At 62.7% G+C, this 25,565-nt stretch carries 27 protein-coding genes; 9 read left to right on the top strand and 18 right to left on the bottom strand.

The annotated features are described in order from the left end of the window. The first annotated feature begins 124 nt into the window (after positions 1-124). A complete protein-coding gene (purL, locus tag AB7813_RS10115; protein ID WP_439064376.1) occupies positions 125-2,332 on the top strand; it encodes a phosphoribosylformylglycinamidine synthase subunit PurL in 2,208 nt (735 codons plus the stop codon). 176 nt (positions 2,333-2,508) lie between these two features. Here purL and AB7813_RS10110 read toward each other — a convergent pair whose 3' ends face one another. The 3 genes from AB7813_RS10110 to AB7813_RS10100 form a co-directional block, all read right to left on the bottom strand. After that, on the bottom strand, positions 2,509-3,468 hold the full coding sequence (locus AB7813_RS10110) for a 2-hydroxyacid dehydrogenase (RefSeq protein ID WP_439064375.1): 960 nt from the start codon (positions 3,466-3,468) through the stop codon (positions 2,509-2,511). Positions 3,469-3,526: 58 nt separating this feature from the next. Then, the gene (locus AB7813_RS10105; protein ID WP_439064374.1) at positions 3,527-4,699 is read right to left on the bottom strand and encodes an acyltransferase family protein; all 1,173 of its coding nucleotides are present in this window, start codon (positions 4,697-4,699) and stop codon (positions 3,527-3,529) included. Positions 4,700-4,808: 109 nt separating this feature from the next. After that, the gene (locus AB7813_RS10100; protein WP_089265668.1) at positions 4,809-5,171 is read right to left on the bottom strand and encodes a DUF427 domain-containing protein; all 363 of its coding nucleotides are present in this window, start codon (positions 5,169-5,171) and stop codon (positions 4,809-4,811) included. 181 nt (positions 5,172-5,352) lie between these two features. Between AB7813_RS10100 and AB7813_RS10095 the strand changes: the two genes are divergently transcribed. Together AB7813_RS10095 and AB7813_RS10090 are read left to right on the top strand one after the other, a co-directional pair. Next, entirely contained in the window at positions 5,353-5,589 is a 237-nt protein-coding gene (locus tag AB7813_RS10095) for a BolA family protein (protein WP_068735968.1), read from the top strand. 64 nt (positions 5,590-5,653) lie between these two features. After that, positions 5,654-6,013 (top strand): endonuclease domain-containing protein, encoded by a 360-nt coding sequence (locus AB7813_RS10090; protein WP_093756474.1) that lies wholly within the window; start codon positions 5,654-5,656, stop codon positions 6,011-6,013. A 113-nt stretch (positions 6,014-6,126) separates the two neighbouring features. On the opposite strand, the gene egtD is transcribed toward AB7813_RS10090, so the two are convergent. Further along, on the bottom strand, positions 6,127-7,092 hold the full coding sequence (gene egtD, locus AB7813_RS10085; protein WP_439064373.1) for an L-histidine N(alpha)-methyltransferase: 966 nt from the start codon (positions 7,090-7,092) through the stop codon (positions 6,127-6,129). 43 nt (positions 7,093-7,135) lie between these two features. After that, positions 7,136-8,371 (bottom strand): ergothioneine biosynthesis protein EgtB, encoded by a 1,236-nt coding sequence (gene egtB, locus AB7813_RS10080; RefSeq protein WP_439064658.1) that lies wholly within the window; start codon positions 8,369-8,371, stop codon positions 7,136-7,138. A gap of 359 nt (positions 8,372-8,730) precedes the next feature. Here egtB and grxD point away from each other — a divergent pair, with 359 nt between their 5' ends. Genes grxD through AB7813_RS10060 form a run of 4 tightly spaced genes read left to right on the top strand, consistent with a single transcriptional unit; the run spans position 8,731 to position 12,214 of the window. After that, complete coding sequence (gene grxD, locus AB7813_RS10075; protein WP_068736311.1) at positions 8,731-9,066, top strand: Grx4 family monothiol glutaredoxin; 336 nt, start codon at positions 8,731-8,733, stop codon at positions 9,064-9,066. Beyond that, entirely contained in the window at positions 9,066-9,608 is a 543-nt protein-coding gene (locus AB7813_RS10070) for an O-acetyl-ADP-ribose deacetylase (RefSeq protein ID WP_439084217.1), read from the top strand. Before grxD ends, AB7813_RS10070 begins: the two co-directional genes overlap by 1 nt. Positions 9,609-9,654: 46 nt before the next feature. Then, positions 9,655-10,953, top strand: coding sequence for a serine hydrolase domain-containing protein (locus AB7813_RS10065; RefSeq protein WP_439083159.1), 1,299 nt, complete (start codon positions 9,655-9,657; stop codon positions 10,951-10,953). Further along, entirely contained in the window at positions 10,934-12,214 is a 1,281-nt protein-coding gene (locus AB7813_RS10060) for a serine hydrolase domain-containing protein (RefSeq protein ID WP_439083161.1), read from the top strand. The genes AB7813_RS10065 and AB7813_RS10060 overlap by 20 nt, the downstream gene beginning before the upstream one ends. 156 nt (positions 12,215-12,370) lie before the next feature. On the opposite strand, the gene AB7813_RS10055 is transcribed toward AB7813_RS10060, so the two are convergent. The 10 genes from AB7813_RS10055 to rpe all read right to left on the bottom strand — a co-directional run bounded on the left by AB7813_RS10055 (position 12,371) and on the right by rpe (position 22,181). Next, positions 12,371-13,438: a threonine aldolase family protein gene (locus AB7813_RS10055; protein ID WP_439083163.1), complete on the bottom strand. Its 1,068-nt coding sequence runs from the start codon at positions 13,436-13,438 to the stop codon at positions 12,371-12,373. A 247-nt stretch (positions 13,439-13,685) separates the two neighbouring features. Continuing rightward, entirely contained in the window at positions 13,686-14,303 is a 618-nt protein-coding gene (rpsD, locus tag AB7813_RS10050) for a 30S ribosomal protein S4 (RefSeq protein WP_089265666.1), read from the bottom strand. Positions 14,304-14,613: 310 nt separating this feature from the next. After that, entirely contained in the window at positions 14,614-15,384 is a 771-nt protein-coding gene (locus tag AB7813_RS10045) for an HpcH/HpaI aldolase family protein (RefSeq protein ID WP_439083165.1), read from the bottom strand. A gap of 17 nt (positions 15,385-15,401) precedes the next feature. Beyond that, the gene (locus AB7813_RS10040; protein ID WP_184518352.1) at positions 15,402-15,809 is read right to left on the bottom strand and encodes a cupin domain-containing protein; all 408 of its coding nucleotides are present in this window, start codon (positions 15,807-15,809) and stop codon (positions 15,402-15,404) included. Positions 15,810-15,888: 79 nt separating this feature from the next. After that, entirely contained in the window at positions 15,889-16,680 is a 792-nt protein-coding gene (gene murI, locus AB7813_RS10035) for a glutamate racemase (protein ID WP_439083167.1), read from the bottom strand. A 312-nt stretch (positions 16,681-16,992) separates the two neighbouring features. Further along, positions 16,993-17,547 carry an MOSC domain-containing protein gene (locus AB7813_RS10030; protein ID WP_439064366.1) on the bottom strand — a complete coding sequence of 185 codons (555 nt, stop codon included), beginning with the start codon at positions 17,545-17,547 and terminating at the stop codon, positions 16,993-16,995. A gap of 82 nt (positions 17,548-17,629) precedes the next feature. After that, complete coding sequence (purB, locus tag AB7813_RS10025; RefSeq protein WP_439064365.1) at positions 17,630-18,940, bottom strand: adenylosuccinate lyase; 1,311 nt, start codon at positions 18,938-18,940, stop codon at positions 17,630-17,632. A 197-nt stretch (positions 18,941-19,137) separates the two neighbouring features. Continuing rightward, entirely contained in the window at positions 19,138-19,887 is a 750-nt protein-coding gene (locus AB7813_RS10020; RefSeq protein ID WP_439064364.1) for a response regulator, read from the bottom strand. Positions 19,888-20,116: 229 nt separating this feature from the next. Further along, a complete protein-coding gene (locus tag AB7813_RS10015) occupies positions 20,117-20,905 on the bottom strand; it encodes a DUF2259 domain-containing protein (RefSeq protein WP_439064363.1) in 789 nt (262 codons plus the stop codon). A gap of 574 nt (positions 20,906-21,479) precedes the next feature. Then, positions 21,480-22,181, bottom strand: coding sequence for a ribulose-phosphate 3-epimerase (gene rpe / locus AB7813_RS10010; protein ID WP_175365829.1), 702 nt, complete (start codon positions 22,179-22,181; stop codon positions 21,480-21,482). A 289-nt stretch (positions 22,182-22,470) separates the two neighbouring features. Between rpe and AB7813_RS10005 the strand changes: the two genes are divergently transcribed. Further along, positions 22,471-23,220, top strand: coding sequence for an EF-hand domain-containing protein (locus AB7813_RS10005; RefSeq protein WP_439083169.1), 750 nt, complete (start codon positions 22,471-22,473; stop codon positions 23,218-23,220). Here the strand turns inward: AB7813_RS10005 and AB7813_RS10000 are convergent. Together AB7813_RS10000 and AB7813_RS09995 are read right to left on the bottom strand one after the other, a co-directional pair. After that, positions 23,185-23,436, bottom strand: coding sequence for a KTSC domain-containing protein (locus AB7813_RS10000; RefSeq protein WP_441228081.1), 252 nt, complete (start codon positions 23,434-23,436; stop codon positions 23,185-23,187). The two genes, AB7813_RS10005 and AB7813_RS10000, sit on opposite strands and share 36 nt — an antisense overlap. A gap of 65 nt (positions 23,437-23,501) precedes the next feature. Next, positions 23,502-24,494, bottom strand: a complete 993-nt coding sequence (locus tag AB7813_RS09995) for a P1 family peptidase (RefSeq protein WP_439064361.1) — start codon at positions 24,492-24,494, stop codon at positions 23,502-23,504. A 138-nt stretch (positions 24,495-24,632) separates the two neighbouring features. Between AB7813_RS09995 and AB7813_RS09990 the strand changes: the two genes are divergently transcribed. Continuing rightward, positions 24,633-25,367, top strand: coding sequence for a cytochrome c biogenesis CcdA family protein (locus AB7813_RS09990; RefSeq protein ID WP_176454598.1), 735 nt, complete (start codon positions 24,633-24,635; stop codon positions 25,365-25,367). A 60-nt stretch (positions 25,368-25,427) separates the two neighbouring features. On the opposite strand, the gene AB7813_RS09985 is transcribed toward AB7813_RS09990, so the two are convergent. After that, positions 25,428-25,562, bottom strand: coding sequence for a hypothetical protein (locus AB7813_RS09985; protein ID WP_439064360.1), 135 nt, complete (start codon positions 25,560-25,562; stop codon positions 25,428-25,430). Between the last annotated feature and the right edge of the window lie 3 nt (positions 25,563-25,565).

Raw genomic sequence — 25,565 nt, 5'->3', positions numbered from 1 at the left:
GTTTTTCGAGCAGTTCGGGCATTGCCCGGGCAAAGCTTGGGACATGCGGGGAACGGGCCGGAATAGGCCTTTTCCGCATGCTCCGATCTCCCTATGAAGAAGCCTTACAGAGCCAAGAGACCCCATGACCGAGCCAAAGATCACTCCCGAACTCGTCGCTTCCCACGGCCTCAAGCCCGACGAGTATGAGCGCATTCTCAAGCTGATCGGGCGGGAGCCGACTTTCACTGAGCTCGGCATCTTCTCGGCCATGTGGAACGAGCATTGCTCGTACAAATCCTCGCGCATCCATCTGAAGGGGCTGCCGACCAAGGCGCCGTGGGTGCTGCAGGGGCCGGGTGAGAATGCCGGCGTGATCGATATCGGCGACAATCAGGCCATCGTGTTCAAGATGGAGAGCCACAACCACCCGAGCTATATCGAACCCTATCAGGGCGCGACCACGGGTGTCGGCGGCATCCTGCGCGACGTCTTCACCATGGGCGCACGCCCGATCGCCTGTTTGAACGCGCTGTCATTCGGCGCGCCGGAGCATCCGAAGACCCGCCACCTCGTATCGGGCGTCGTCGCCGGCGTCGGCGGCTATGGCAATTCGTTCGGCGTGCCCACCGTGGGCGGCCAGACGCGTTTCCACACCCGCTATGACGGCAACAACCTCGTCAACGCGATGGCCGTCGGTCTCGCCGATGCCGACAAGATCTTCCTTGCGGCGGCATCGGGCGTGAACATGCCGATCGTCTATCTCGGCTCCAAAACGGGCCGCGACGGCATTCACGGCGCGTCGATGGCCTCTGCCGAGTTCGACGAGGATTCCGAGGAGAAGCGTCCCACTGTGCAGGTCGGCGATCCCTTCGCCGAGAAGCTGCTGCTGGAAGCCTGTCTCGAAATCATGGCCGCCGATTGCGTCATCGCGATCCAGGACATGGGCGCTGCAGGTCTGACGTGCTCTGCCGTCGAGATGGGCGCCAAGGGCGACCTCGGCGTTGAGCTCAATCTCGACGCGGTGCCGACGCGCGAAGAGGGTATGACCGCTTACGAGATGATGCTCTCGGAGAGCCAGGAGCGCATGCTCATGGTGCTGAAGCCCGAGAAGGAAAAGCAGGCCGAGGATATCTTCCGGAAGTGGGGACTCGACTTCGCCATCGTCGGCTACACCACGCCAACGCTGCGCTTCGTCGTGAAGCATGGCGGCAAGGTGATGGCTGATCTGCCGATCAAGGAACTCGGCGACGAAGCGCCGCTCTACGATCGTCCGCATGTGCCGTCGCCGGCACTGCCGGTGGTCCATGCGCGCGACATCGCCGCGCCGTCGTCGATCCCGGATGCACTGGAGAAGCTGATCGGTACGCCCGAACTATGCTCGAAGCGCTGGGTGTGGGAGCAGTATGATCACGTCATTCTCGGCAACACCGTGCAGCGCCCCGGTGGCGACGCCGCGGTGGTGCGCATCGAGGACGGCCCCAAGGGTCTGGCGATGTCCGTCGATGTCACGCCGCGCTATTGCGAGGCCGATCCGGTCGAGGGCGGCAAGCAGGCCGTCGCCGAAGCCTGGCGCAACATCACGGCTGTGGGCGGCAAGCCGCTGGCAGTCACCGACAACCTCAACTTCGGCAATCCGGAGCGGCCGGAAATCATGGGCCAGCTCGTCGGCTGCCTGAAGGGCATCGCCGAAGCCTGCATCACGCTGGATTTCCCGATCGTCTCCGGCAATGTCTCGCTTTACAACGAGACCAACGGCCGCGGCATCCTGCCGACCCCGTCGATCGGCGGCGTCGGCGTGCTCGACGATTTCACCAAGTCCGCGACGCTGGCGTTCAAGGCGCCGGGCGAAGCGATCCTGCTGATCGGCGAAACCAAGGGCTGGCTCGGCCAGTCGGTCTATCTGCGCGACATCTGCGGCAAGGAAGAGGGCGCTCCGCCGCCGGTCGATCTTGCCACCGAAAAGCGCAACGGCGACGTGGTCCGCGGCATGATTCATGCGGGCACCGCCACCGCCGTGCATGACATCGCCGATGGCGGTCTCTTGGTGGCACTCACCGAAATGGCGATGGCTTCCGGTATCGGCGCCAAGCTCGATGCCGCGCCGTCATCGACGGTGCCGCATGCCTGGTGGTTCGGTGAGGATCAGGCGCGCTACATCGTGACTGTCGCGGAAGATCAGTTGCTGACCGTGCTGTCGAAACTGAAGAATGTCGGCGTGCCCTGCGTACAGATCGGCAAGACCGGCGGCCATGCGGTGGCCATTGCCGGTGAACGCGCCGTCGATATCAAGGCGCTTGTGCATGCGCATGAAAGCTGGCTGCCGAACTATATGAGCGGCAAGGCGTCGTAACAGGCGCTGATCTTTTCCCTCCCCCTTGCGGGGAGGGTGGCCGGCCGAAGGCCGGACGGGTGGGGGTAGCCCCACGGAATGCTGAGCGTGGGGCACCCCCACCCCGGCCTATCGGCCGACCCTCCCTACTGCGCTTCGCTTGGGGGAGGGAGGCCAGGAGCGTTCGGGCAACCGTCTCAGTAGCTCAGCGTCCGATCGACCAAATTCATCAGCGGCGTGCCGCTTTCCGCGCGTGCGATATTGTCGGCGATGTTTTCGGCGGCCGATGCAACACGCGTGGCTGCTGCGACGTGGGGCGAGATCGTTACCCCCGGATGCGACCAGAACGGATGGCCTGATGGTACGGGCTCGGTGCGGAAGACATCGAGCGTCGCCTGCGCCACGCGTCCGCTGTCGAGCGCTGCGATGAGGGCGTCGTCGTCGATCAGCGTGCCGCGTCCGGCATTCAGGATGAAACTTCCCTTGGGCAGAAGCGCGAGCCGTTCGGCATTCAGGAGGTCGATGGTCTCCGGCGTCTGGGGCAGAAGCCCCACGAGGATTTCCGCCGAAGCCAGCGCTTGCGGCAGGTTCTCCATCCCTGCGAGGCAGCGGACGCCGGCCACCTCGCGCGCGCGACGGCTCCAGCCGGTGACGCGAAAGCCGAGTTGCACAAGTGCTGTTGCTGCAGCCGATCCCAATTCGCCGAGACCCAGCACTGTCACCGATCGGTCCGTGGCAAGCGGCGGAACATGCTGCGACCATGTCAGAGGTTTTTCACAGACGTAGCGGTCCATCCCGAGATGCAAGCGCAGGGTATGACCGACGACCCATTCGACCATGCCCTGCCGTAGGCCGTCATCGACCATGCGGCACAGCGGCTGCGTCAGCGTCGCGTTGCCGACGATCTTCTCGACACCGGCCCAAAGGCTCAATACGGCGCGCGCATTGCTGAAAGGGGCGAAATCACTGATGGGACCGCCGGTCGCGTGGATGATGTAGTCCACGTCCTGATGCGCAATGTCACCCAGGAGACTGGCTCGCGCGTCGATGCTCCGGCGCCGAAGCGCATCCAGAATGGGTTCGTGATAGTCCTCGAACAGCGCCGGCGTGACGTTGAAAAGAAGATTGATCGCCTTGTCGCCGTTGTGTGCGCGCATGCTGGTGTCCTGCAGATCGTCGTTCATGTTGGAAGGCGGAAAGGACGGTGTGATGAAGCTACAGCACCCGCTTCACGCCTGGGATCGCCCGCAGCGCCCTTGTCGCTGCCCAGCTCGCCGCCAGCGTACCCGCGAAGGCGATCAGTGCTTTCGATCCGGCGCCAAGCGGAGCGTTCAGCAGCGCATATTGCAGCCACAGCATCGGGATGTAGTGCAGCACGAAGATGCCATAGGCATCGCCGCGCAGCGGATCGAAGATGCTCTTCTCGCGTTGGCCGAAGCGCAGGAACAGCGCCAGCACCGCGAGGCAGATCAGCGTGCAGGCGACCGCGTAGATCACGCCGTAGCTCGACTGCCACCAGAAAGGCGGCGCGCCGGTGAGATTGGCGAGCTTCATGCGGCGAAAATTGACGAGAAAAGCGAGCGAGCCAAAGGAGGCGGCGGCGGCGATGGTCCACCACAGCCATTGCCGTGCCAGCGCGCCGGTGCGGGCCAGCAGGCCCTGGTCGATATTGGCGGCGCCAATGCCCATGCCGGCGAAGAAGAACACGCCATAGATCGCCATGCGGCTGAACTGCACCTGCAGCGGGCCCCAGCTGAACCAGCGGACAGCGCCGACCGTAAACAGGAATGGGACATAGGAGATCACCGCGATGACGGCGAGCACGGCGGCGAACAACCACGGTCGTTCGAAGGCACGGATCGACAGCCGGTTGATGCCGTCCACCAGTCGCGGCGCGAGCAGGAAAACCGGGATCGCGACGAGATCAAGAAACAACAGATACCAGATGAACCAGCCGGGGCCGGCGAACCATTGGCCTTGTTTGAAATTGTTGACGTAGAATTCGACAAAGCCGGTCTTGTGCGTCGACAGGCTGAACGACGCGTAATAGGCGATTGGCATCAGCACGAAGATCATCGCCAGGAAGGGCAGGCCGAGGCGCAGCGCGCGGTCGCGCAGGAAGTCGGCGATGCCCTTGCGCTTCAGGCTCGGCCACACGAACAGGCCCGACAGCATGAACATCAGACACATGAAGAAGGTGTCGTTGAACAGCGTCAGAATATTGAAGCCGATCCAGCGTTGGCTGTCGACGATCGGCGCGGTCGACCACAGATAGTGGTTCGGGTAATAGCGCCCGAAGGCGGTGTAAGCGACTGCGGCGTGGTTCGCCAGCACGAGCAGCGTGACGAAGGTGCGGGCGCGATCCAGCGCAGCGTTACGGTCTGACATGTGAACGGCGAGCCCCCTCGCTTCCGCGCGCAACAGGCGTCGCCGGGCGCATCAGTGATGCGCGCCGTCATGATAAATGTCGAAAGCCGCTTCGGCAATCAGCCGAGGATCACGCAGGCACTTCCTCGATTTTCACCTTGTCTGGATAAAATGCCAGATAATCCTTGATCTCGGCCATCGCCGGAAACGGCGTCTCATAGGTCCAGATCGCGTTGTCGAGAACCTTCTCGCCGGTCTTGATGCTGTAATAATTCGCGTCGCCCTTGTACGGGCAATGCGTCACACGGTCGGTGCGCGCTACCGCGTCCATATTGGCGTCCGCGCGGGGGATATACAGCACTGCGGGGTAGCTGGCCTCCTTGAGGCTCAGGGCGTTGGTCGTGTCGGCGATCACGACGTCCCCGGCAGAAACACGGATGTGTTTGCCGGCGGGCGCAATGGTGATCGGGTGGTCCGGGCCGGGAAGCTTCATGGTTAAACCCTTGTGACGGTCATATTTCACTTCTTCAGATGTGCGATCCCTCCGGCCTTTAAAAGGGGCATGCGAGGGATTATCGTTAGAAAGCCGTGACGTCATGCGGCAGCCGCGATAGGCTCGCAATCCGAGGCGGCACCGACTGGCCGCGATTCGAACCTTTCTGGAGACCCGATTAATGCCGATGGACGCCCGCGATATCGAGACCATGATCAAGGCCGCGATTCCCGACGCGCAGGTGACGATCCGTGATCTGGCCGGTGACGGCGACCATTACGCGGCAACCGTGATTTCGGAATCCTTCCGCGGCAAATCCCGCGTCGCCCAGCACCAGATCGTCTATCAGTCGCTGAAAGGCCAGATGGGCGGCGTCCTGCACGCGCTGGCGCTGCAGACGGGCGTGCCGGAGGCGTAGTTTTCCCTCGCCCCGCTCTTGCGGGGAGAGGGTGGCTTCGCGCAGCGAAGACGGGTGAGGGGCGATGCGAGGTCGTGTTCGTAGCACTCAGATCTCGCGAAAACTTCGCGCTAACCAGACCGATGCCGAGACCAAGCTCTGGCATCGCATACGCAACCGGCAAGTCGGCGGTTTTAAATTTGCCCGGCAGGAAGCGATAGGCCCCTATATCTGCGACTTCGTTTGTCGGGAACAGCGCCTCGTGATCGAGGTCGACGGCGGCCAACACCTAGAATCCAAACGAGATGAAATTCGCGACACGTATCTGCGGGCGGAAGGCTATGGCGTGGTGCGTTTCTGGAATAACGACGTCTTGTCCAATATCGACGGCGTGCTGATGCTGCTCGACCAGGCGTTACGTGCAGATGGCCAAACAGCGGATTAGAGCCGACCCGACCCGAGAATATGCCTTCGTTGGAATTGTGTGCCCGGCCCCTCACCCGGATCGCAAGGGCGATCCGACCTCTCCCCGTAAAGGACGGGGAGAGGTTAAGAAGGCTACTCCACCGCCATCAGCGCATGCACCGAGAAATGCTTGTCCGCGTCGGTCCATGACGCCTTCGGCTCCCAGCCCGAACCGCGGGCCAGCGTCGCAAAACGCTCGATGCTGTATTTGTAGCTGCTCTCGGTGTGGATGCTCTCGCCAGCACGGAATGCGAAGCTGCGACCGAGCACATGCACGGTCTGCGGCTTCCTGGCGATCAGGTGCATCTCGATGCGGTGGCGTTCCTTATTGTAGATCGCGCGATGGGTGAAGGCGGAGAGATCGAAATCGCCGCCGAGTTCGCGGTTGATGCGGACCAGCACATTCATGTTGAACTTGCCGGTGACGCCGGCCGCGTCGTTATAGGCCGCGTGCAGCAACTTCTCGTCTTTCTCCAGATCGATGCCGATCAGCATCAAGGCGTCCTTGCCGAGAATGGCGCGGGCCGAGCGCAGAAAGCCGCAGGCCTCGTGCGGCTCGAAATTGCCGAGGGTCGAGCCCGGGAAGAAGCCGACCTTCGGCATCATCCGGATATCGGCGGGAAGGTCGAACGGTGCGGTGAAGTCGGCATTCACCGGCAGCACCTTCAGGCCCGGGAAATCCTTGCGCAGCTCGGCTGCCTGCGCCTGCAGGAAGTCGCCTGAGATATCGACCGGCGCATAGGCGCCGACGTCGCATTCATCCAGCAGCAGCCGAACCTTGGTGGTGGCGCCGGCGCCGAATTCGATCAAAGCGGCATTCTTCGGAATGATCGCGTTGATGTCCTTGCCACGCGAGCGGAGGATGCCGAGCTCGGTGCGGGTCGGGTAATATTCCGGCAGTTTGGTGATCTGTTCGAACAGCTCCGAGCCGGCTTCGTCATAGAAGTATTTCGGCGACAGCTTTTTCGGATGCTGCGACAGCGCTTCGGCGACATCCGCGGCAAATGCGGAGGCCGAGGCATTCAGCAGCGACAGTGCCAACGGGGCATGAACGTTCATGTCAGTCTCCTCAACGCTTTCGAAGCGCCGTGATGTCAGGAAGTCAGTTGCCGTAATCGGCCAGCCGCAGGCCCGTGAATTGCCAGCGATGATGGGGATAGAAGAAATTGCGGTAGGTGACGCGGCTGTGATCGTCCGGTGTTGCCAGCGACGAGCCGCGCAGCACCAGCTGATTGATCATGAACTTGCCGTTGTATTCGCCGAGCGCGCCTTCGATGGCGCGGTAGCCCGGATAGGCCGAGTAGGATGACCGTGTCCATTGCCAGACGATGCCGAAGGCATCATTGAGCTGACCGGCGCGCGCGGCGACTTCCCATTCCATTTCGGTGGGCAGATGCTTGCCGCTCCAGCGCGCAAAGGCGTCACATTCGTAATAGCTGACGTGGCACACCGGCGCGTCGAGATCGATCGGCTTCAGCCCGGCGAGGGTCATGATCTGCCATTCGCCATTGACCTTGCGCCAGTGGCCGGGCGCCTGCCATTCCTCGCGGGCGGCGGCGGCAAAGCCATCCATCAGCCACAGCGTCGCTTCCTCGTAACCGCCGGCTTCCATGAAAGCGAGCCATTCGCGGTTGGTGACGAGATTGCGTGCGAGCTTCACCGGGCCGACAAGCGCGCGATGCGCGGGCTTCTCGTTGTCGAAATGGAAGCTCTCGCTCTGATGGCCGATGGTGTGGATGCCCTCGGTGAGCGTGGTCCATGCTTCGCCCGATGTGGTTGAGGTCGGGAAGCGCCAGTTGGCATCGTAGGCCGGCGGGATCGGGTTCTGTGCGAAGGCATGCAGGATGTCGGTGAGCATCAGCTCCTGATGCTGCTGCTCGTGATTGAAGCCGACTTCGAGGAGGGGGATCAGCGAGGTCAGCTTGTCGTCCGACGTCTCGTTGAAGAATTTGATGACGGCCGCATCGACGTGTTTGCGATAGGCGGTGACTTCGTCGGCGCCGGGCCGGGTGAGATGGCCGCGCTGCGCGCGGGCGTGGCGGGGACCAGCGGAGACATAATAGGAATTGAACAGATAGGCGTAGTCGGGGTGGTAGACCTTGTAGCCGGGGGCGTGATCGCCGAGCAGGAATTGCTCCCAGAACCAGGTCACATGGGCGCGGTGCCACTTCGCCGGGCTGGCGTCGGGCATCGACTGCACCAACTGGTCTTCCGGGGAGAGCGGGGCGGCGCGGCGTTCGGTTTCGTTGCGGACCGTCAGGAAGGCGTCGCCCAGTCTTTGGGCCAGTGCGCCTGCGGGGGCGGATTCGGAGGCGGGGGACGCGGTGCCTGAACTCATGCCTGAACTCTTGGCGAAAGCTGGATTCGTCACGAAAGTCTCCGATTTTGGAGAGAACGTTGCTCTTGGTGATGGGTTCCCGAGCAGCCTGTCCTAAATAGGTCATCCGATGGGTTATAAAAGGCCTGTCGTCATATGATCTTTGGCCGGACCGGACTTGGCAAAAACTGCGGAAAAGTGACCGTGGCGGGCCGGCAATAAGCCCCAATGCCTGTGATTTCAGGCTCTTGATCACGTCCATAAGACTTGGGGTGCGGAACGGATTCGGCTACATATATGACAAGTCTGACCGGGCGAGCGCCCGATGGCTGGGCCGCCAACTCCAGACCTTGAATCTGGACCTTGAACAGGGACGTGACATGAGCATTGAGCAATTCATCGAGAACGAAGTGAAGACCAACGACGTGGTGCTGTTCATGAAGGGCACGCCGCAATTTCCGCAGTGCGGTTTCTCGGGCCAGGTGGTCCAGATCCTCGATCACGTGGGTGTCGGCTATAAGGGCCTCAACGTTCTCGAATCCGCCGATCTGCGCGACGGCATCAAGACCTATTCGAACTGGCCGACCATTCCGCAGCTCTATGTGAAGGGCGAATTCGTCGGCGGCTGCGACATCATCCGTGAGATGTTCCAGGCTGGCGAGTTGCAGAGCCTGCTGGCCGAGAAGGGCGTGATTGCCGCCCCGGCCTCGGCCTGATTTCAAGTCGACAAATCGGCACGGCGACGCTCGACGTCGTCGTGGCCGACATCACGACTCTCCGCGTTGACGCCATCATCAACGCGGCCAATGCGTCGCTTCTCGGAGGCGGCGGCGTGGACGGCGCCATCCATCGGGCTGCCGGCCCCGACTTGCTCGCTGAATGCCGCACCCTCAAGGGTTGCGAGACAGGCGACGCCAAAATCACCGAAGGTTATAAATTACCGGCCACGCATGTGATCCATGCGGTCGGTCCCGTCTGGCATGGTGGCCGGAGCGGCGAGGATGAGGCGCTGGCGTCCTGCTACCGGCAGGCGCTGATGTTGTGCCAGGCGCATGGCCTGACCTCCGTTGCGTTTCCGGCCATCTCCACCGGTGTCTATGGTTTTCCCGCGGCGCGTGCGGCTCCCATCGCCGTGGGCTCGGTCATCGAGGCGTTGAAGGATGCGCCGGTAGTCACGGCCGTCACCTTCTGCTGCTTTTCCGAGCCATCTGCGGATCTGCATCGCCTCGCGCTCGCACGCGCACTTCCCCTTGTCTGAGAACGCCCCGCCGTTACACTCCTTTGATCAGGCAAAAGGAGCGGCGATGAATTTGCGGCACAGACTATGCGCGCTGCTCTGCGGAGCGCTGTTGCTCGCCGGATCGCCCGTCCTTGCCCAGGATCGCTTTGCCGCCGAAGGCACCTTCGACATTCCCGCCGGTGCAAAATTCTCGCAGGAGAAGCTGGCCAAGATCGGCGAATTCTTCCGCAAGCAGATCGCCGACGGCAAGATCCCCGGCGCCATCGTGCTGATCCAGCAGCATGGCAAGCCGGTCTACAAGGAATTCTTCGGCGTCCGCGATCCCGACACGAAGCAGCCGATGACCGATGATACGATCTTCCGGCTGCATTCCATGTCGAAGCCAATCACGTCCTTCGCCGCGATGATGCTGATCGATCAGGGCAAGTTGAAGCTCGACGATCCCGTCTCGCAATACATTCCGTCTTTCGCCAAGGCCAAGGTCGGCGTCGAGAAGAAGCTGGAGAATGGCGAGAAGGCGCTGGACATCGTGGCGCCCAACCGCCCGGTGACGATCCGCGACCTGCTGCTGCACACGTCCGGCATCACTTACGGCTTCTATGGCGAGAGCCTGGTGCGCCGCGCCTATGGCAATGCCGATATCTACAGCGGCGATTTCGACAACAAGGAATTCGCCGACCGCATCGCGCAACTGCCGCTCGAACACCAGCCCGGCACCATGTGGGACTACGGCCACTCCACCGATATTCTCGGCCGCGTGATTGAAGTGGTTACCGGCAAGTCGCTGCTCGGTTATGAGGAGCAGGCTTTTCTCGGACCGCTGGGGATGAAGGACACCGGCTTCTTCGTGAAGGAGAAGTCGAAGGAGGTCATGCTCGCCAAGCCGATGGCCTGGGACCGCGATTTCCGCACCGGACGACAGGGGCGCCCCGACACATACCAGAAATGGGAGTCCGGCAGCGGCGGCATGGTGTCGACACTGGCGGATTACACCAAGTTCGCGCAGATGCTGCTGAACGGCGGCGAATATGACGGCAAGCGCTTCATGAGCGCGGCGACGTTCAAGGATATGACCACCGATCACATCGGCAAGGATTCCGGCGTCGGTCGTGACTATCTGTATTTCCCCGGTGACGGCTTCGGCTTCGGCTTCGGCTTTGCGGTACGCACCGATCCCGGCAATGCCAAGCCGCCGCCGCCGGGATCGCTCGGCGAACTGAAATGGGACGGCGCCAGCGGTTGCTATTTCATCATCGATCCCAAACAGGATTTCTTCTTCATCCTGCTCGAGCAGACGCCGTCGGAGCGACAGCGCATTCAAAGGTCTTTGAAGCTGTTGGTCTATGAAGCGCTGGAGAAATAGGCGCGCCGTACTCCTGCTGCTGACGCTTTGCTGCGTCGGCACCGTTATCGTGCCTTCGCCGCCAGCCCGGGCCGAAAAACCGCAATCCATTGCGCGTGAATTTTCTGCCGAAAAACTGCTGGCGCTCGATCGCTACTTTCTGGGCATGGTCGCGGAGCGAAAGATTCCCGGCGCGGTGGTGTTGGTGCAACAACACGGCAAGCCCGTTTATTTCGATACGTTCGGCAATCTCGACAGCGGCCATCCGATGACCAGGGATGCGATCTTCCGGCTGTATTCGATGTCGAAGCCGATCACCTCGGTAGCCGCCATGATGCTGGTCGAGGATGGCAAGCTGCGCCTCGACGATCCCGTTGCGAAATACATCCCGGCTTTCGCGAAGACGAAGGTGGGCGTTGACACCAACGGGGGCGACGAACACGCCACATTCGGCCTCGTGCCGCTGCAGCGGCCGATCACCATCGCTGATCTGCTCAAGCACACATCGGGCATCACCTACGGTTTCTATGGCGACGATCCCGCGCGGAAACGTTATGCGCAGCTCGATATCTTCGGCCGCGACTGGGACAATGCCTCCTGGGCAGACCGTATCGCGCAGCTTCCGCTCGCCGAGCAGCCCGGCACGCTGTGGGACTACGGCCATTCCACCGACATCCTCGGCCGCGTCATCGAAGCGGTGTCCGGCCAGTCGCTGTATCATTTCCTGGAGGAACGGCTGTTCGGTCCATTGGGGATGCGGGACACCTCGTTCTACGTCACCGATGGCGAACGCCGCTCGCGTGTGGCCGAGCCGTTCCCGGGAGATCGCATGGTCGGCCCGGTTGTCGGCATGCATGATCCCGCGGAGGTCATGCAATGGGAGGCGGGGGGCTCCGGTCTGGTCGGTACGGCGGCGGATTACGCGCGCTTCCTGCAGATGCTGCTCAATGGTGGCACGCTTGATGGCAAGCGCTATCTCAAACCGGAAACAGTGGCCGAGATGACGCGCGATCACGTCGGGCCTGATAGCGGCGTGAAGCGCGACTATTATTATTTCCCGGGCGCCGGTAGCGGCTTCGGCCTTGGATTCGCCGTGCGCACCAAGGAGCTCGCGAGCGAGCCCGGCCCGATCGGTGAGTATCGCTGGGACGGTGTTGGCGGCACGTTCTTCTGGGTCGATCCGAAGAACGACATGTTCGTGCTGGTGATGACGCAGGCACCGTCGCAGCGGGTGCGGATGGAAATCGACGTGCGGAAGATCATCGCCGAGGCGCTGGAGTAAGCGGCAGGGCAGGTCATCGTGGTGCCTGTTCCACATACTCAGTCTTCATCCTGAGGAGCGCGTTCTTGCGCGCGTCTCGAAGGATGGGCCAAACATCTCATGGTTCGAGACGGCGCCAAGCGGCGCCTCCTCACCATGAGGGCCGTCGGGATAAGGCTAAACCGCTCGCACCACGTCCCTGATCAATCCCAGCGTTTCCTCGATCATGTCAGCGCTGACATCCAGATGCGTGCAGGCGCGGATGCGGCCGTCCATGGTGGCGAGCGATACGCCTTTCGTGCGCAGCGCTTTCACCATAGCAGCACCGCTGATGCCTGCGCCCGCGGGATCGAAGAAGACGAGATTGGTCTCCGGCTGCTGCACGGCGATCCCGTCGATCTGGGCCAGTCCGTGCGCCAGCGCGTGCGCATTGGCGTGATCGTCGGCGAGGCGCTCGACGTGATGGTCCAGCGCGTGGATGCAGGCGGCGGCAACGATGCCGGCCTGGCGCATCGAGCCGCCCAATCCCTGCTTCCAGCGCCACACTGCATCAATGTAGTCGCGCGTGCCGGCGAGCACGGCTCCGATCGGCGCGCCGAGCCCCTTACTGAAATCGATCCACACCGAGTCCCAGCCATCGGACATCCTGCTCGCACCGATACCGGTGGCGACGCAGGCATTCATCAGTCGCGCGCCATCCATATGGGTGGCAAGGCCGCGGTCACGCGCGATGGTGACGATCGCTTCGAGATCGGATTTCGACCAGATGGTGCCGCCGCCGATATTGGCAGTCTGTTCGACGCTGACCACGGTCTGCGCTGCCTCGTAGCGCGTGCGCGGATGCAATGCGGCGCGCAGTGCGTCGGGTGTGAATTTGCCGTCGGCGCCGTCGAGCCCGGTAATCTGGAAGCCGCCAAGCGCGGCATGGGTGCCGCCCTCGCGCGAGAGGATATGCGCGGTGCGATGCGCGAGGATTTCGTCGCCGGGCCGGCAATGCGCCAGCAGGCCGGCGACATTGCACATGGTACCCGATGGCATGAACACGGCGGCTTCCTTGCCGAGCAGTTCGGCGACGCGGTCGCAGAGCGCGTTGACGGTGGGATCGTCGCCGACCTGCTCATCGCCGACATCTGCCGCAGCCATCGCCGCGCGCATCGCGGGCGTGGGCTTCGTCTGTGTGTCCGACAGCAGATTGATGCGAACCGGCGGCTGTGATGGATCGGGGCGAGCAGGGGTGAAGGGCATTGGGAATTCCACGTTGTTACACACCACAAGCTACCCCGTCATTGCGAGCCCGCAAAATCGTCTTGCGATTTTGCTGAGCGAAGCAATCCAGAGTGAACGAGCGAAGGCTGGATTGCTTCGTCGCTACGCTAAGGGGAAAGTTGCATGCAACTTTCCTTGACCTCGCAATGACGGCTGATGGGAAAGAGGCCAAACAAAAAAGGCCCCGGAAAATCCGGGGCCTTGATCTCGTCTGCGCTGTCAGAAATTAGCGCGAATAGAATTCGACGATCAGATGCGGTTCCATCTGCACGGCGAAGGGAACGTCCGACAGCTGCGGAATGCGGATGAACTTGGCGGTCATCTTGCTGTGGTCGGTTTCGACGTAATCCGGGGTGTCGCGTTCGCCGAGCTGGCTGGCTTCCAGAACGAAAGCGAGCTGCTTGGAGGATTCCTTGATCTCGATGACGTCGCCAACCTTCACGAGATAGCTCGCGATGTTGACGCGCTTGCCGTTCACCTTGATGTGGCCGTGGTTGATGAACTGACGGGCCGCAAACATGGTGGCGACGAACTTGGCGCGATACACGACGGTGTCGAGGCGGCGCTCGAGCAGGCCGATCAGGTTCTCACCGGTGTCGCCCTTGAGACGGCCGGCTTCCACATAGATGGAGTGGAACTGGCGCTCGGAGATGTTGGCGTAATAGCCCTTCAGCTTCTGCTTGGCGCGCAGCTGCGTGCCGAAGTCGGAGAGCTTGCCCTTGCGGCGCTGGCCGTGCTGGCCGGGGCCGTATTCACGCTTGTTGACCGGAGACTTGGGACGACCCCAAATGTTCTGGCCCATACGGCGGTCGATTTTGTATTTAGCTTCACTACGCTTTGTCATCGCGTCCTCGGTTTTGTCAGCCATCGCGAAGCGATGGCTCTTTTGGTGGATGTGAGGAGACGCGCCCTCCTGTGTACCGTGATCAGTCCAGAGTCTGGAAAATCTCGGCACCGACAGGTTCATTCCCAAAGCTGGGTGGAGAACCACGGGTGCGAAACGCTTCGCGGGCCGAAAACGGCCCGCGAGCAAGGCGGTTTCTAGGGGGAAGGCCCGGTTATGTCAATTGAAAGACAGGCTTTTCGCCGTTTGGCGGGCTTATAGCGCCAATCCGGCCGGTTTTTTGCGCAAAATCGACCTCGAAAGGGCAGTTTTACCGCCTGATGCCCTCGAATCCGGCGGCGATTCCGCGCTGGAACAGTGACCAGTCGAATCCCAGCGCCAGGGCCACATAGCCGCGCTCGATCATGGCGTTGCCCATCTCCGCGTTCAGCGCTGCGCCGCCCAGCGGCACGCCTGACTTGAGGATTCCCGCTTCGGCCTTTGCCACCAGCGCCTGCACCTCGGGATCGCCCGGCTGGCCGCGTTTGCCGATGGATGTGGCGAGGTCGCCGACGCCGATCACCGCGATGTCGATGCCCGGGGTGGCCATGATCTCGCCGATCCGGTTCACCGCATCGATATGCTCGATGGTGATCATGCAGATCATGCTGTCGTCGGCGCGCGCCATATAGTCGGGCATGCCGGTGTTCCACCGGAACGGCGCATGGAACGGTCCCCACAGCCGCTCGCCCTGGGTCGGATAGCGCAGGCTGCGCGCGGCCTTATAGGCATCGTCGGCGCTGTTGATCATCGGGAAGTTGATGCCCATCGCGCCGAAATCCATCGGCGCCTTGGCGAGCCACGGCTCATTGGCGGCGATCCGCACCAATGGCGTGCAGGGCGTGCCCGCGGTGGCCATGATCATGCCATGCGCCGTGTTGAGATCGATCGGGCCGTGTTCGAGATCGACGATGATCCAGTCGAGCGACTGCGCCATGATGCGCACGGTCTGGATCGACGGGATGGTCGCGATGGCTCCGAAAGTGGGGCGGCCCTCGCGCCATTTCTGCTTGAGGTCGTGAAATGGCGCGGGGGTCGTCATCGTCAAATGGGATCCTGTTATTTCGGCGCGGGCGTCGCCACTGGCTTGCCGTCTTCCACGACATAGACTGCCATGATCTTCAGGCCCTTGTCGCCGGTCTTCACGTCATGCGGAATCCCGGCCGGGACGGCATAGGAATCGCCGGCCTTGAGCACCTGGTCCGGCTGGCCCTCGACGATCAGCGTCGCGTCGCCATCGAGGACGTAACCGGTATCGACACCCGGATGGGTATGGCGGCCGGCGAGCTGGTTCGGGCCGAGCTCAGCCACGACCGTCACGATGCGATGGCCGGCGGGATATTTGACGTCCTGCAGCGGCGTGCGCTTGATGCCTTGTGCACTGGCAGCACCGGCGCAGGCCGTGATCGCCGCGCCAACGAGCAGTGTCTTGAGAAGGCCATTCTTCAGAAAATTCGTATCGAGCATGCTGGTCTCCCTTTGCCGTTCTCTTTTCGGAACGGCGCGCCGCAAAGCTAGCAGCGCGCAAGGGAAAGTCGAGCGCTCGCTATGCCGCGACCTGTCCGCCGAAGAACGGCGCCAGTGCTTCCGGCCAGGCGTGGCGCTTGCCGGAAGTGTAGAGCAGCACGGCATCGCCGGGTGGCACGCCGGGCGGATGATCGCCGATCAGGCCGACCACGCGGCGGGCGATTGCCGGGGCCGGATCGATCCATGCTACCGGCCAGGGCGCGATGCGATTGAGGTGGTCGAGCAACAGCGGGTAATGCGTACAAGCGAGCACGATGGTGTCGGTGCGGGCACCGGCGGCGTCCTGCACGAAGCAGGGCGCGATCTCGCGAAACAGATCGGCGTCGTCGATGCCCTGGCCGCCGAGTGCGCCTTCCGCCAGTGCGGCGAGTTCGGCGGAGCCGACCAGCGTGACGATGCAGCCGCCGCCGAATTCGCGGATCAGTGTCTGGGTATATTCGCGCTTCACGGTGCCTGACGTGCCGAGCACCGAGACGCGCTTGCTGACCGAGCGCGCGCAGGCCGGCTTGATCGCCGGCACGGTGCCGACAAAGGGCACGGCATAGGCGGCGCGCAGATGGCTGAGCACCAGTGTCGAGGCCGTGTTGCAGGCGATCACCACGAGGTCGGGCCGGTGCGCAGCGATCAGCTCGCCCATCAGCGGCACCACGCGGCCGATCAGCGCCTCCTCGGTGTGCTGGCCGTAGGGAAAGAACGCGTCATCGGCCACATAGACATAGCGGGCATCAGGACGCGCCTTGGCGATCTCGCGCTGGACGGTGAGGCCGCCGAGACCGGAGTCGAACACAAGGATGGTGGGACGCGTCGGCATCATGAGAGCCTAGGGGAGGATGGTTACTGCGGGGTTGCTGCGGGTCTGGCAATCAAGACAGGGGCATTCGGGCTTTTTCGGGAAGGGCTGGGCTCCTTCTTAACCTCTCCCCGCTCTGCGCGGGGAGAGGTCGCCGCGACTTCGCGGCGGGTGAGGGGCATGGCACGCGGCCAGCCCCACATCGTTCTCTTTCGAAGCGGAATCTTCGAGCCGCGAACGAACCGCGTGGGAGAGGCCAATGCCATGCCCCTCACCCCACCCCTCTCCCCGCGCAAGATGCGGGGAGAGGGAGCTTACCGCGCTCGCGGTTGGCTACACCGGCTCTAATGGCCGTTGCCCACCTTCCGGCAATACAGTCTCAATCGCATCGCCCGCTGCTACTTCGCCGTCGGCAACGACAACCGCCATCACACCGGCCTTGCAGATGACATTGCCATCCGCATCGCGATCCTGCGTCGCGGCCTTCAATCCCTGCTGAAAGCGATCCATCAGTACACAGGGCTCGCGCAGCCCGGTGAGTTCGATCACGGCACTCGCGCCGAGATGTAGCCGCGTGCCGGTCGGCAGCGCTGCGAGGTCGATCCCCGACGTGGTGACATTCTCGCCGAGATCGCCGGGCTGGATCGTGAAACCCTTGGCGCGCAATTCCTCGAACAGCTCGGACGGGATCAGATGCACCTGGCGCAGGTTCGGCCTGGCGGGATCGCGGCGGCGGTCGTAGCGGTGCTTCACCAATGCGCCCATATGGCCGTCGCCTTCGACGCCGAGACCCGCGAGCAGGCGAATGCTCAGGCTGGGCGTCTTGCTGAAGTGATGACCGCGCCGCAGGCATACGGCGACGATGTAGCCAGTGGACTCCGTCCTCATGGTGAGGAGGCGCCGCTTCGGCGCCGTCTCGAACCATGGCGTGTGGCGCTCATCCTTCGAGACGCGACGAAGACGTCGCTCCTCAGGATGAGGTACCGAACACGCGCTTGAAGATCGTGTCCACGTGCTTGAGGTGATAGCCGAGGTCGAACTTCTCGGAAATCTCGTCGTCGGTGAGATATTTTTTCACCTCCGGATCGTTCTTCAGCAGCGTCTGGAAGTCGCCTTCGCCGCGCCAGACCGGCATGGCGTTGCGCTGCACGAGCTTGTAGCTGTCCTCGCGCGACGCGCCCTTCTGCGTGAGCGCGATCAGCACGCGCTGCGAATGCACGAGGCCGCCGAGACGGTCGAGATTCTTCTGCATGTTGGCGGGATAGACCAGCAACTTCTCGATCACGCCGGCCATGCGGTTGAGCGCGAAGTCGAGCGTCACCGTGGCGTCGGGGCCGAACATGCGCTCGGCGGAGGAGTGCGAGATATCGCGCTCGTGCCACAGCACCACGTTTTCCAGCGCCGGCGTCACATAGGCGCGCACCATGCGGGCGAGGCCGGTGATGTTCTCGGTCAGCACCGGGTTGCGCTTGTGCGGCATCGCCGACGAGCCCTTCTGGCCCTCGGAGAAAAACTCCTCGGCTTCCAGCACTTCGGTGCGCTGCATGTGGCGGATTTCAACCGCAAGGCGCTCCATCGACGAGGCGATGACGCCCAGCGTGGCGAAGAACATCGCGTGGCGATCGCGCGGGATCACCTGGGTCGAGATCGGCTCCGGCACGAGGCCCATTGCTTTCGCGACATGTTCTTCGACGCGCGGATCGATCTGCGCGAAGGTGCCGACGGCGCCGGAGATGGCGCAGGTGGCGACTTCCTTGCGCGCGGCGACGAGGCGCACGCGGTTGCGGGTGAATTCGGCATAGGCATAAGCGAGCTTGAGACCGAAGGTGACCGGCTCGGCATGGATGCCATGCGAGCGGCCGATGGTCGGCGTCATCTTGTGCTCGAAGGCGCGGGTCTTCAGCGCGGCGAGCAGACGGTCGATATCGGCGATCAGGATATCGGCGCAGCGCGTGAGCTGCACGTTGAGGCAGGTGTCGAGCACATCCGATGACGTCATGCCCTGATGCACGAAGCGCGCCTCGGGGCCGACGATTTCGGCGAGATGGGTCAGGAAGGCGATGACGTCATGCTTGGTCTCGCGCTCGATCTCGTCGATGCGCTCCACATTGAAGGTCGCGTCCTTGGCCTTGGCCCAGATCGTCTTCGCCGCATCCTTCGGAATGGTGCCCAGTTCCGCCAGCGCATCGGCGGCATGCGCCTCGATCTCGAACCAGATCTTGAAGCGGGTCTGCGGCTCCCAGATGGAGGCCATTTCCGGACGGGTATAGCGAGGGATCATCGACGTCTCTGACTGTTGGGGGTTACGCCGCGCTTTAGCAGATCGGGGCGGGGGAGGCCAGAGTTGTCGTTATTCCGCTGCAACGGGACCTCCGCTGTCATCCCGTGATGCCGCCTGATGTGCGAACCCGAAATCCAGAAGATTTTGCCATATCGAGATTCCAGATTTACCGTAGGGCACCGATTGGCGTCCTTGCGCTACGATCTGTTTCGGTGCGCTTTCAAATTGCGGATCGCTTGGGCATGTCGGCTCCAAGAGCGCTGCGGATTTTCGCGCATCGCTGAGATTGCCATCCGGACAAGCTCCGATGGAGCTGTTGTTGAACCGTACGCTCCCTGAGAAATGATTGCCCGCCGTTCTTCCGAAGTATTTGAGCTACTATACAGGATGAATGGCATCGTCGGCCTCAGCTCCCGTACGGTTGACAACAGAGAATAACCGGCACGCGTATCCTCTTGCCTTGCCATGTCCGATATGACGGCGTCGAAGTTCTTGCTCTTCAACAATCGTATCGCGTCTTCGGTGTTCAAAGCAAAGTCGATTTCAATGCCAAGCGCTCGAAAGGCGTCGGTTTCGTGGATGTTGTTTTCCGGCCTGTCGTCCACCCAAAGAATCCGCTTGCCGGCAACATCGCCTAAAGAAATATGAGCCAACCACTGACCGAGCTCGTGTGATTTGCCGATTGAGTCAAGCGCTAAGTTTATGCTTGTGGTCGGAGGGTCGAGGCGTCGCTTTTCAACTTCGGCAGTAGCCGTAGCCTCGATAGCTTTTCGCTTAGCCACTCCTTCAAAGCCGAATAATTTGAACGAGCCCTCTGACATATTGGCAATGAATTCGCGCAGGGCATCTTTGAACCACCAAACGCAAACAATGAAAACCATCGGCCAAGCAAGCGCTCCCGCGAGCTTTGACAAGACATCAACTACTTTGACAAAGCTATCGATCATGGCGCCCCACAAACAAAAAGGCCCTGCATGTCGGGGCAGCTCAATTTTAGGTGGCGTTACGAACGATATCAAGGCTCCTTGCGCAACGGCTATCCACTCGTGAATCCGCCATCGGATAGCTCTGAGAATAATAGGCTCATGGGCGAATTAGCGCAGCGCAATCCGCCAAGGTTTTGCAGCCTCCCACGGACTACGCCTGGGGCCAATCCGCGATCTGTGTTTGCTATAATTACAGCTTCGCCAGCCGCGCCGTGACTGCCGTGAACCTTCTGTTCGGTCCAGCGTGAAAGCCATCAGCGTCCACGGTCTCCACCAGCACCGCCAGCGTCTGCGTGCCGTCCTTGGCCTGGTGATGATAGGCCTCGGCGATCCCGTAGGCGGTGACGCAGCGGCGTCGCTTCGGCAATTGCTTGTCCTGCTGCAGGGTGACCGGTGCGGCGCCGTCGATGCTCAGTTGTAGTGTCATGCCGGTGACGATGACGCTGCCAAAGGTGCCGCGGCCGCCGGCGCCGTAGCATGATGCCTTGCCGAGTGCTTGATCGGAGATCGTCAGAAGCAACTTGCGGCCGTCGGGCAAAGTGATGACCTGCGTGGTGGCGAGCGGCTTCGGGTCCATCTGATAGATGCCGATTTCGTCCAGATCCATCGATGGTTGGCCGGCGAAGCGCGTGCCGGGCTCGGTGATACCAAGCTTGCCCAGCAGCGGCTTGGCCCTGGCCATCAGCTCGGCGCGCACGGCGTCCACCTCGCGCTCGTCATCGTCTTTGGTGCGAAGGGAGAAGGGCGTACCCTTCGCAAAGTCGTCGGTGCGCGTGTCGATCACCTGGATCTCGGCGACGATCTCGGTCGCATCATAGAGCTGCGTATACTGCTCGAAGGCGAAATGCGCGCCGTCCGGCGAGAAGCCGATCACTTTGCGCGCGGCAGCGTCGCCGGCCTGCGCTGTGCCGAGCAAGGCGAGCGACAGCAGGGGAACGAGCAGGAGGCGGCGAAAGCCGGCGATTGAATGCTGTGTCATCCCGGTTGGTCGCGCGACGCGGAGCAAAGTTCATGCGCCTATTGGTCTTCGCAGGTGTTGACAATATTCCTTGAGGGATTATTATCCGAATTGTCCGGTTCGCGAGGGGCGCTTCTAGAGGCGTCTTGAGGTGGAACAGGGATGCGGCGCCTGCGGGCGGGAGGGAGACGTTCCCTCACGCACTCGGGAGGCCTTGGGTCACCGTCCGGCCCCACTACGGGGGTCTGCCACTCATGCTGGCTGGACGTGGCATTGGTGAACGGCGGGAAACCGTCGGGATCAGCGGAGTGCGGAGCTCTGCGCCTTTGCCCGGAAGAACGGTCCCGGGGACAGAAATCGCCCATAGCAGTCGCAGACTGCGTAAACTTGTCTGCGGTGTGGCGCGCCGTGAGGCGTTGCGCGGTTGCAGCTTGCCGGCGTTCCGGTGGAGCGGATCGCGACAGAAACCACCCCTTGCGCCTCACGGCGCGCTGCCACCCCTCATCGTTTGAGGGGGACTGCTCACACCTCGGACGCGCAAGCGCCGCGAGAATGCGAGAGCGTGGCTGTTTGATATGTGAATCGGGAGAAGCGACTACACCATCTCCCCGCGCGCATTCGCGGCCGCCGCGCGGATGCCGTCGATATTGGCCTTGTAGCTTTCCACCGTGCCGCCCTTGAACACGGCCGAGCCGGCGACGAAGGCATTGGCCCCTGCTGCGGCGAGTTGCCCGGCGACTGCAGCGGACACGCCACCGTCAACTTCGATGTCGATCGGACGGCCCGCGGTCATCGCGCGCAGGTCCGAGATCTTGCCGAGCGCGGACGGAATGAAGGCCTGACCGCCGAAGCCGGGATTGACCGACATCACCAGCACGAGGTCGACGAGATCGATCACATATTCGATGGCCGAGAGCGGCGTGCCGGGATTGAGCGAGACGCCGGCCTTCTTGCCGAGATTGCGGATCGCCTGCAGCGTGCGATGCAGATGCGGGCCCGCCTCGGCATGGACGGTGATGTGATCGCAGCCGGCCTTGGCGAAGGCTTCGAGATAGGGATCGCATGGTGCGATCATCAGATGCGCGTCGAAGATCTTTGTCGTGTGCGGGCGCATCGCCTTGATGACGTCGGGGCCGTAGGAAATGTTCGGCACGAAATGGCCGTCCATCACGTCGAGATGCATCCAGTCGGCGCCGGCGGTATCCACGGCGCGGACCTCTTCGCCAAGCCTCGCGAAATCAGCCGCCAGGATGGACGGGGCGATCACCAGCGGGCGGGGCGTGAAGCTCTGGGACATCGGGTTTTCCTGGGGTTTCCTGAACATTTTTGGGCGGCGGCGAATGGACCGCCTCGCGTAACATGGGGCCGGGGGACGGGCAACGCGCCAGCCACGGCCGCGCCATCGACGCGCTGCAGCAGGATAGTCCCGGCACATTCTGCCGCAAGGGCACGATTTGCCGGGAAACGCGCGCGGCCCGCGCGACCAAGCCCGTTGTTTTATCGAACTTTTTTCGCTGGCATGGGGCTTGCTCCGTATTCCCCAGGGAATTCACGCCGCACGCTGCGGCATGATCAGGAATTTGACGATGCTGCCAGCCCTTGCTGCTGCCACCACCGCGATCGATGCGCTGCAGGCACTCACCAGGTCGAAGTCGAAGGCCGCGGCCACCACGACCGGTGTCACCCAGAAGACCGCCAGCCCGTTCGATGTCGCCAGCACGTCGACGGCGGCGAGCGCCACGTCGTCGACGGCAACCTCCGCCACCAGCAGCACGAACAGTTCCTACAAGCTGGCCCCGGGCACCATGAGCACGCTGCTCGATGCCCAGAGCCAGCCCGCGACGGCGGCCTCTTCGGCGAAACGAGCCGACTCGCTGAAAAGACTGATGGGGATGCTCGACAGCGACGGCAGTGGCGGCATCAGCAAGGCGGAGTTCGAGAAGAAACTTGGCGCCGGCGGCACCAACACCGCCAATGCCGACAAGGTATTCGCCGAACTCGACAAGAACGGTGACGGCTCGGTCAATATCGATGAACTGAGCCCGGCGCTGAATGGCGGCAAGGCACATCACGCTGGCGGCGGCGGTATGGGCGGTGGATCTGGTAGTGGCTCTGACACTGCTGGTTCGACCACAACGACCACGGTGAATGCTGATGGCAGCACCACGACGTCTATCGCATATGCGGACGGATCGACGGTGAGTTCGACCACAGCCGTCCCGGCGTCGTCCACGTCATCAACCGCAAGCTCGTCCTATAACGCGATCGAAAAGATGATCGCGCGTCAGGCGCAGCAGATCTCAAACGCGAAGTCGACGCTGGCGATCAGCGCCTGATCTGCGCTCTGATCCCGAACGCGGCAGTTCGCGATAGGCGAAGCGATCACGAATACGGTGATTGAAGAACGCGCCGCGTGACGCCGCGCTGCTGAAGGCCGCGTGAACTTCCGGCGGCACCTGCGCATAAGCATACCGGCGGCCGCTCGTGAAGGTGATGCGTAGTTCGCGGCTCACCGGATCATAAGTGACATATCGAATCGCAGTCGACGGCATCGCAATCCTCCGAATGTCTCCTGAGTAGAAACGATTACCGGAGCGATTGGTTGCGGAACGATGACCTAGTTCCGGTCGCGAAACGCTGGAAGCGCGCCCGGAAACGGCAGTGCTGTCGCTTCATACACGCCGCGCGCGATGGAGCGGGCGATCACATTACCCGCGATCATGCCGAGTTCAGTGAGTCCGACCAGTGGATCGATCGGCTTCTCGCCCGTCGCGGCCGCAAACACGATGTCGCCATCGAGCGGCGCATGCACCGGATAGATTGCGCGCGCAAATCCGGTCTGCGCCATCATGGCGAGACGCCGGGCCTGCGCCTTGGTCAGGATCGCATCGGTAATAACGACGGCAAGCGTCGTGTTCTCGATCGCGGTTGCCGCCGGTCCGCCCTTGATACGCATCGCCAGCACCTCGGGTTTCAACTTGTTCGGCATGCCGTGTCCGCCGAACTCGTTGCCGACTTCGAATGGCGCCGCCCAGAAGTGTGGACCATCGCCGATCGTGACGCTGCCGACCGCATTGACTGCCGCGAGTGCGGCGACGCGCACGCCCGATGGCGTGACGGCGGAGGCCGAGCCGAGGCCGCCCTTGTAGTTGACTGTCGTGGCGCCGAGCCCTGCGCCGACGCTGCCGAGCTTGAAGCCATCGCTGGCCGCCGCTGCGGCGGCATAGCCGAGATCGCGATAGGGCGGGAAGCGGCCCCAGTTCTTGTCGCCGCCATTGAGCAGGTCGAACAAGATCGCGCCCGGCACGATGGGGATGACGGCATTGCCGATCTGGTAGCCGCGGCCTTGTTCGGCGAGCCAGGCCTGCACGCCGCCGCCGGCTTCGAGCCCGAAGGCCGAGCCGCCGGCCAGCGCGAGGCCGTGGATGGCATCCACGGTGTTCACAGGATCGAGCAGGGCGCTTTCGCGCGTGCCCGGTCCGCCGCCGCGGATGTCCACGGAGGCCACGGCCGGTTGGTCGAACAGGATGGCGGTGACGCCGGAGGCCAGTTGGGCGTCGTCCGCGTGGCCGACGCGAACGCCGGCGATATCGGTGAGCAGGTTCTTCATGGCGGTTCCCTCTTGGCCCGACCAGACCGCAGCAAGGCTGCCCGGTCAACCGATCACGCGTGATCACAACAGCCGGAAGTGGCGGGCATTTGATCCATCCCGCTTGCATCCCGTCATGTCAGCGGTGCATCTAGCCGCATGATCTCCGATGTCACGATCCCTGCCGCATTGATTGCCGGCATTGTCTCATTCCTGTCGCCCTGCGTGCTGCCGCTGGTGCCGCCCTATCTCATCTATCTCACGGGCGCGACCATCGAGCACGTCGCCAATGACGAGCAGGAAGCGGCCTCCAGGCGCGCGGTGATGATCTCGGCTGGCATGTTTGTGCTGGGCTTCTCCACGGTGTTCGTGGCGCTCGGCGCCAGCGCCAGCCTGGTCGGCAGCGTGGTCCGCTCCTATGCGGCGGAGCTATCAATCGTTGCCGGCATCCTGATCATCCTGATGGGCCTGCATTTTCTCGGGCTCACGCGCATCGGGCTGCTGATGCGCGAGGGACGTCTGAGCATGCCCAGGCCGGTCGGCCTGTGGGGCGCCTATGTGATGGGTCTGGCTTTCGCGTTTGGCTGGACACCGTGCATCGGACCTATTCTTGCGGCGATCCTGTCGGTGGCGGCGGCAGAAGCAACGGTGACCAAGGGCGCGGGATTGCTCGCGGTTTATTCCCTCGGCCTCGGCATCCCGTTCCTGATCGCGGCTTTCATGGTCGAGCAATTCTCCAGCATGTTCGCGCGCATGAAGAAGCATCTCGTCCATGTCGAGCGCGCCATGGGCGTGTTGATGGTGATCACCGGTATCGCGTTTCTCACCGGCGCCGTGTCGAATGCCAGCATCTGGCTGCTTGAGACGTTTCCCGCGCTGCAGAATTTCGGCTAGGCACATCAATCGCCGAGCCTGTCATCGGTCCCTCGCCATCACGGCGTCCTGCGCACCGTTCTAGACCAGATCCCCGATATCGAATGCCGACAGCGTGCCGAGCTTCGGCGTGGCCGTGCCGTCGGCGTCAGCCTTCCGTCGCGCGTGGGTGCGCGGTGATCGGGAAGCGACGTCTCGTCCGCTGCGGAATGTCATCCA

It is taken from the genome of Tardiphaga sp. 20_F10_N6_6 (assembly GCF_052076045.1).
Lineage (GTDB): Bacteria > Pseudomonadota > Alphaproteobacteria > Rhizobiales > Xanthobacteraceae > Tardiphaga > Tardiphaga robiniae.
This window is presented reverse-complemented; position numbering and strand designations above follow the sequence as displayed.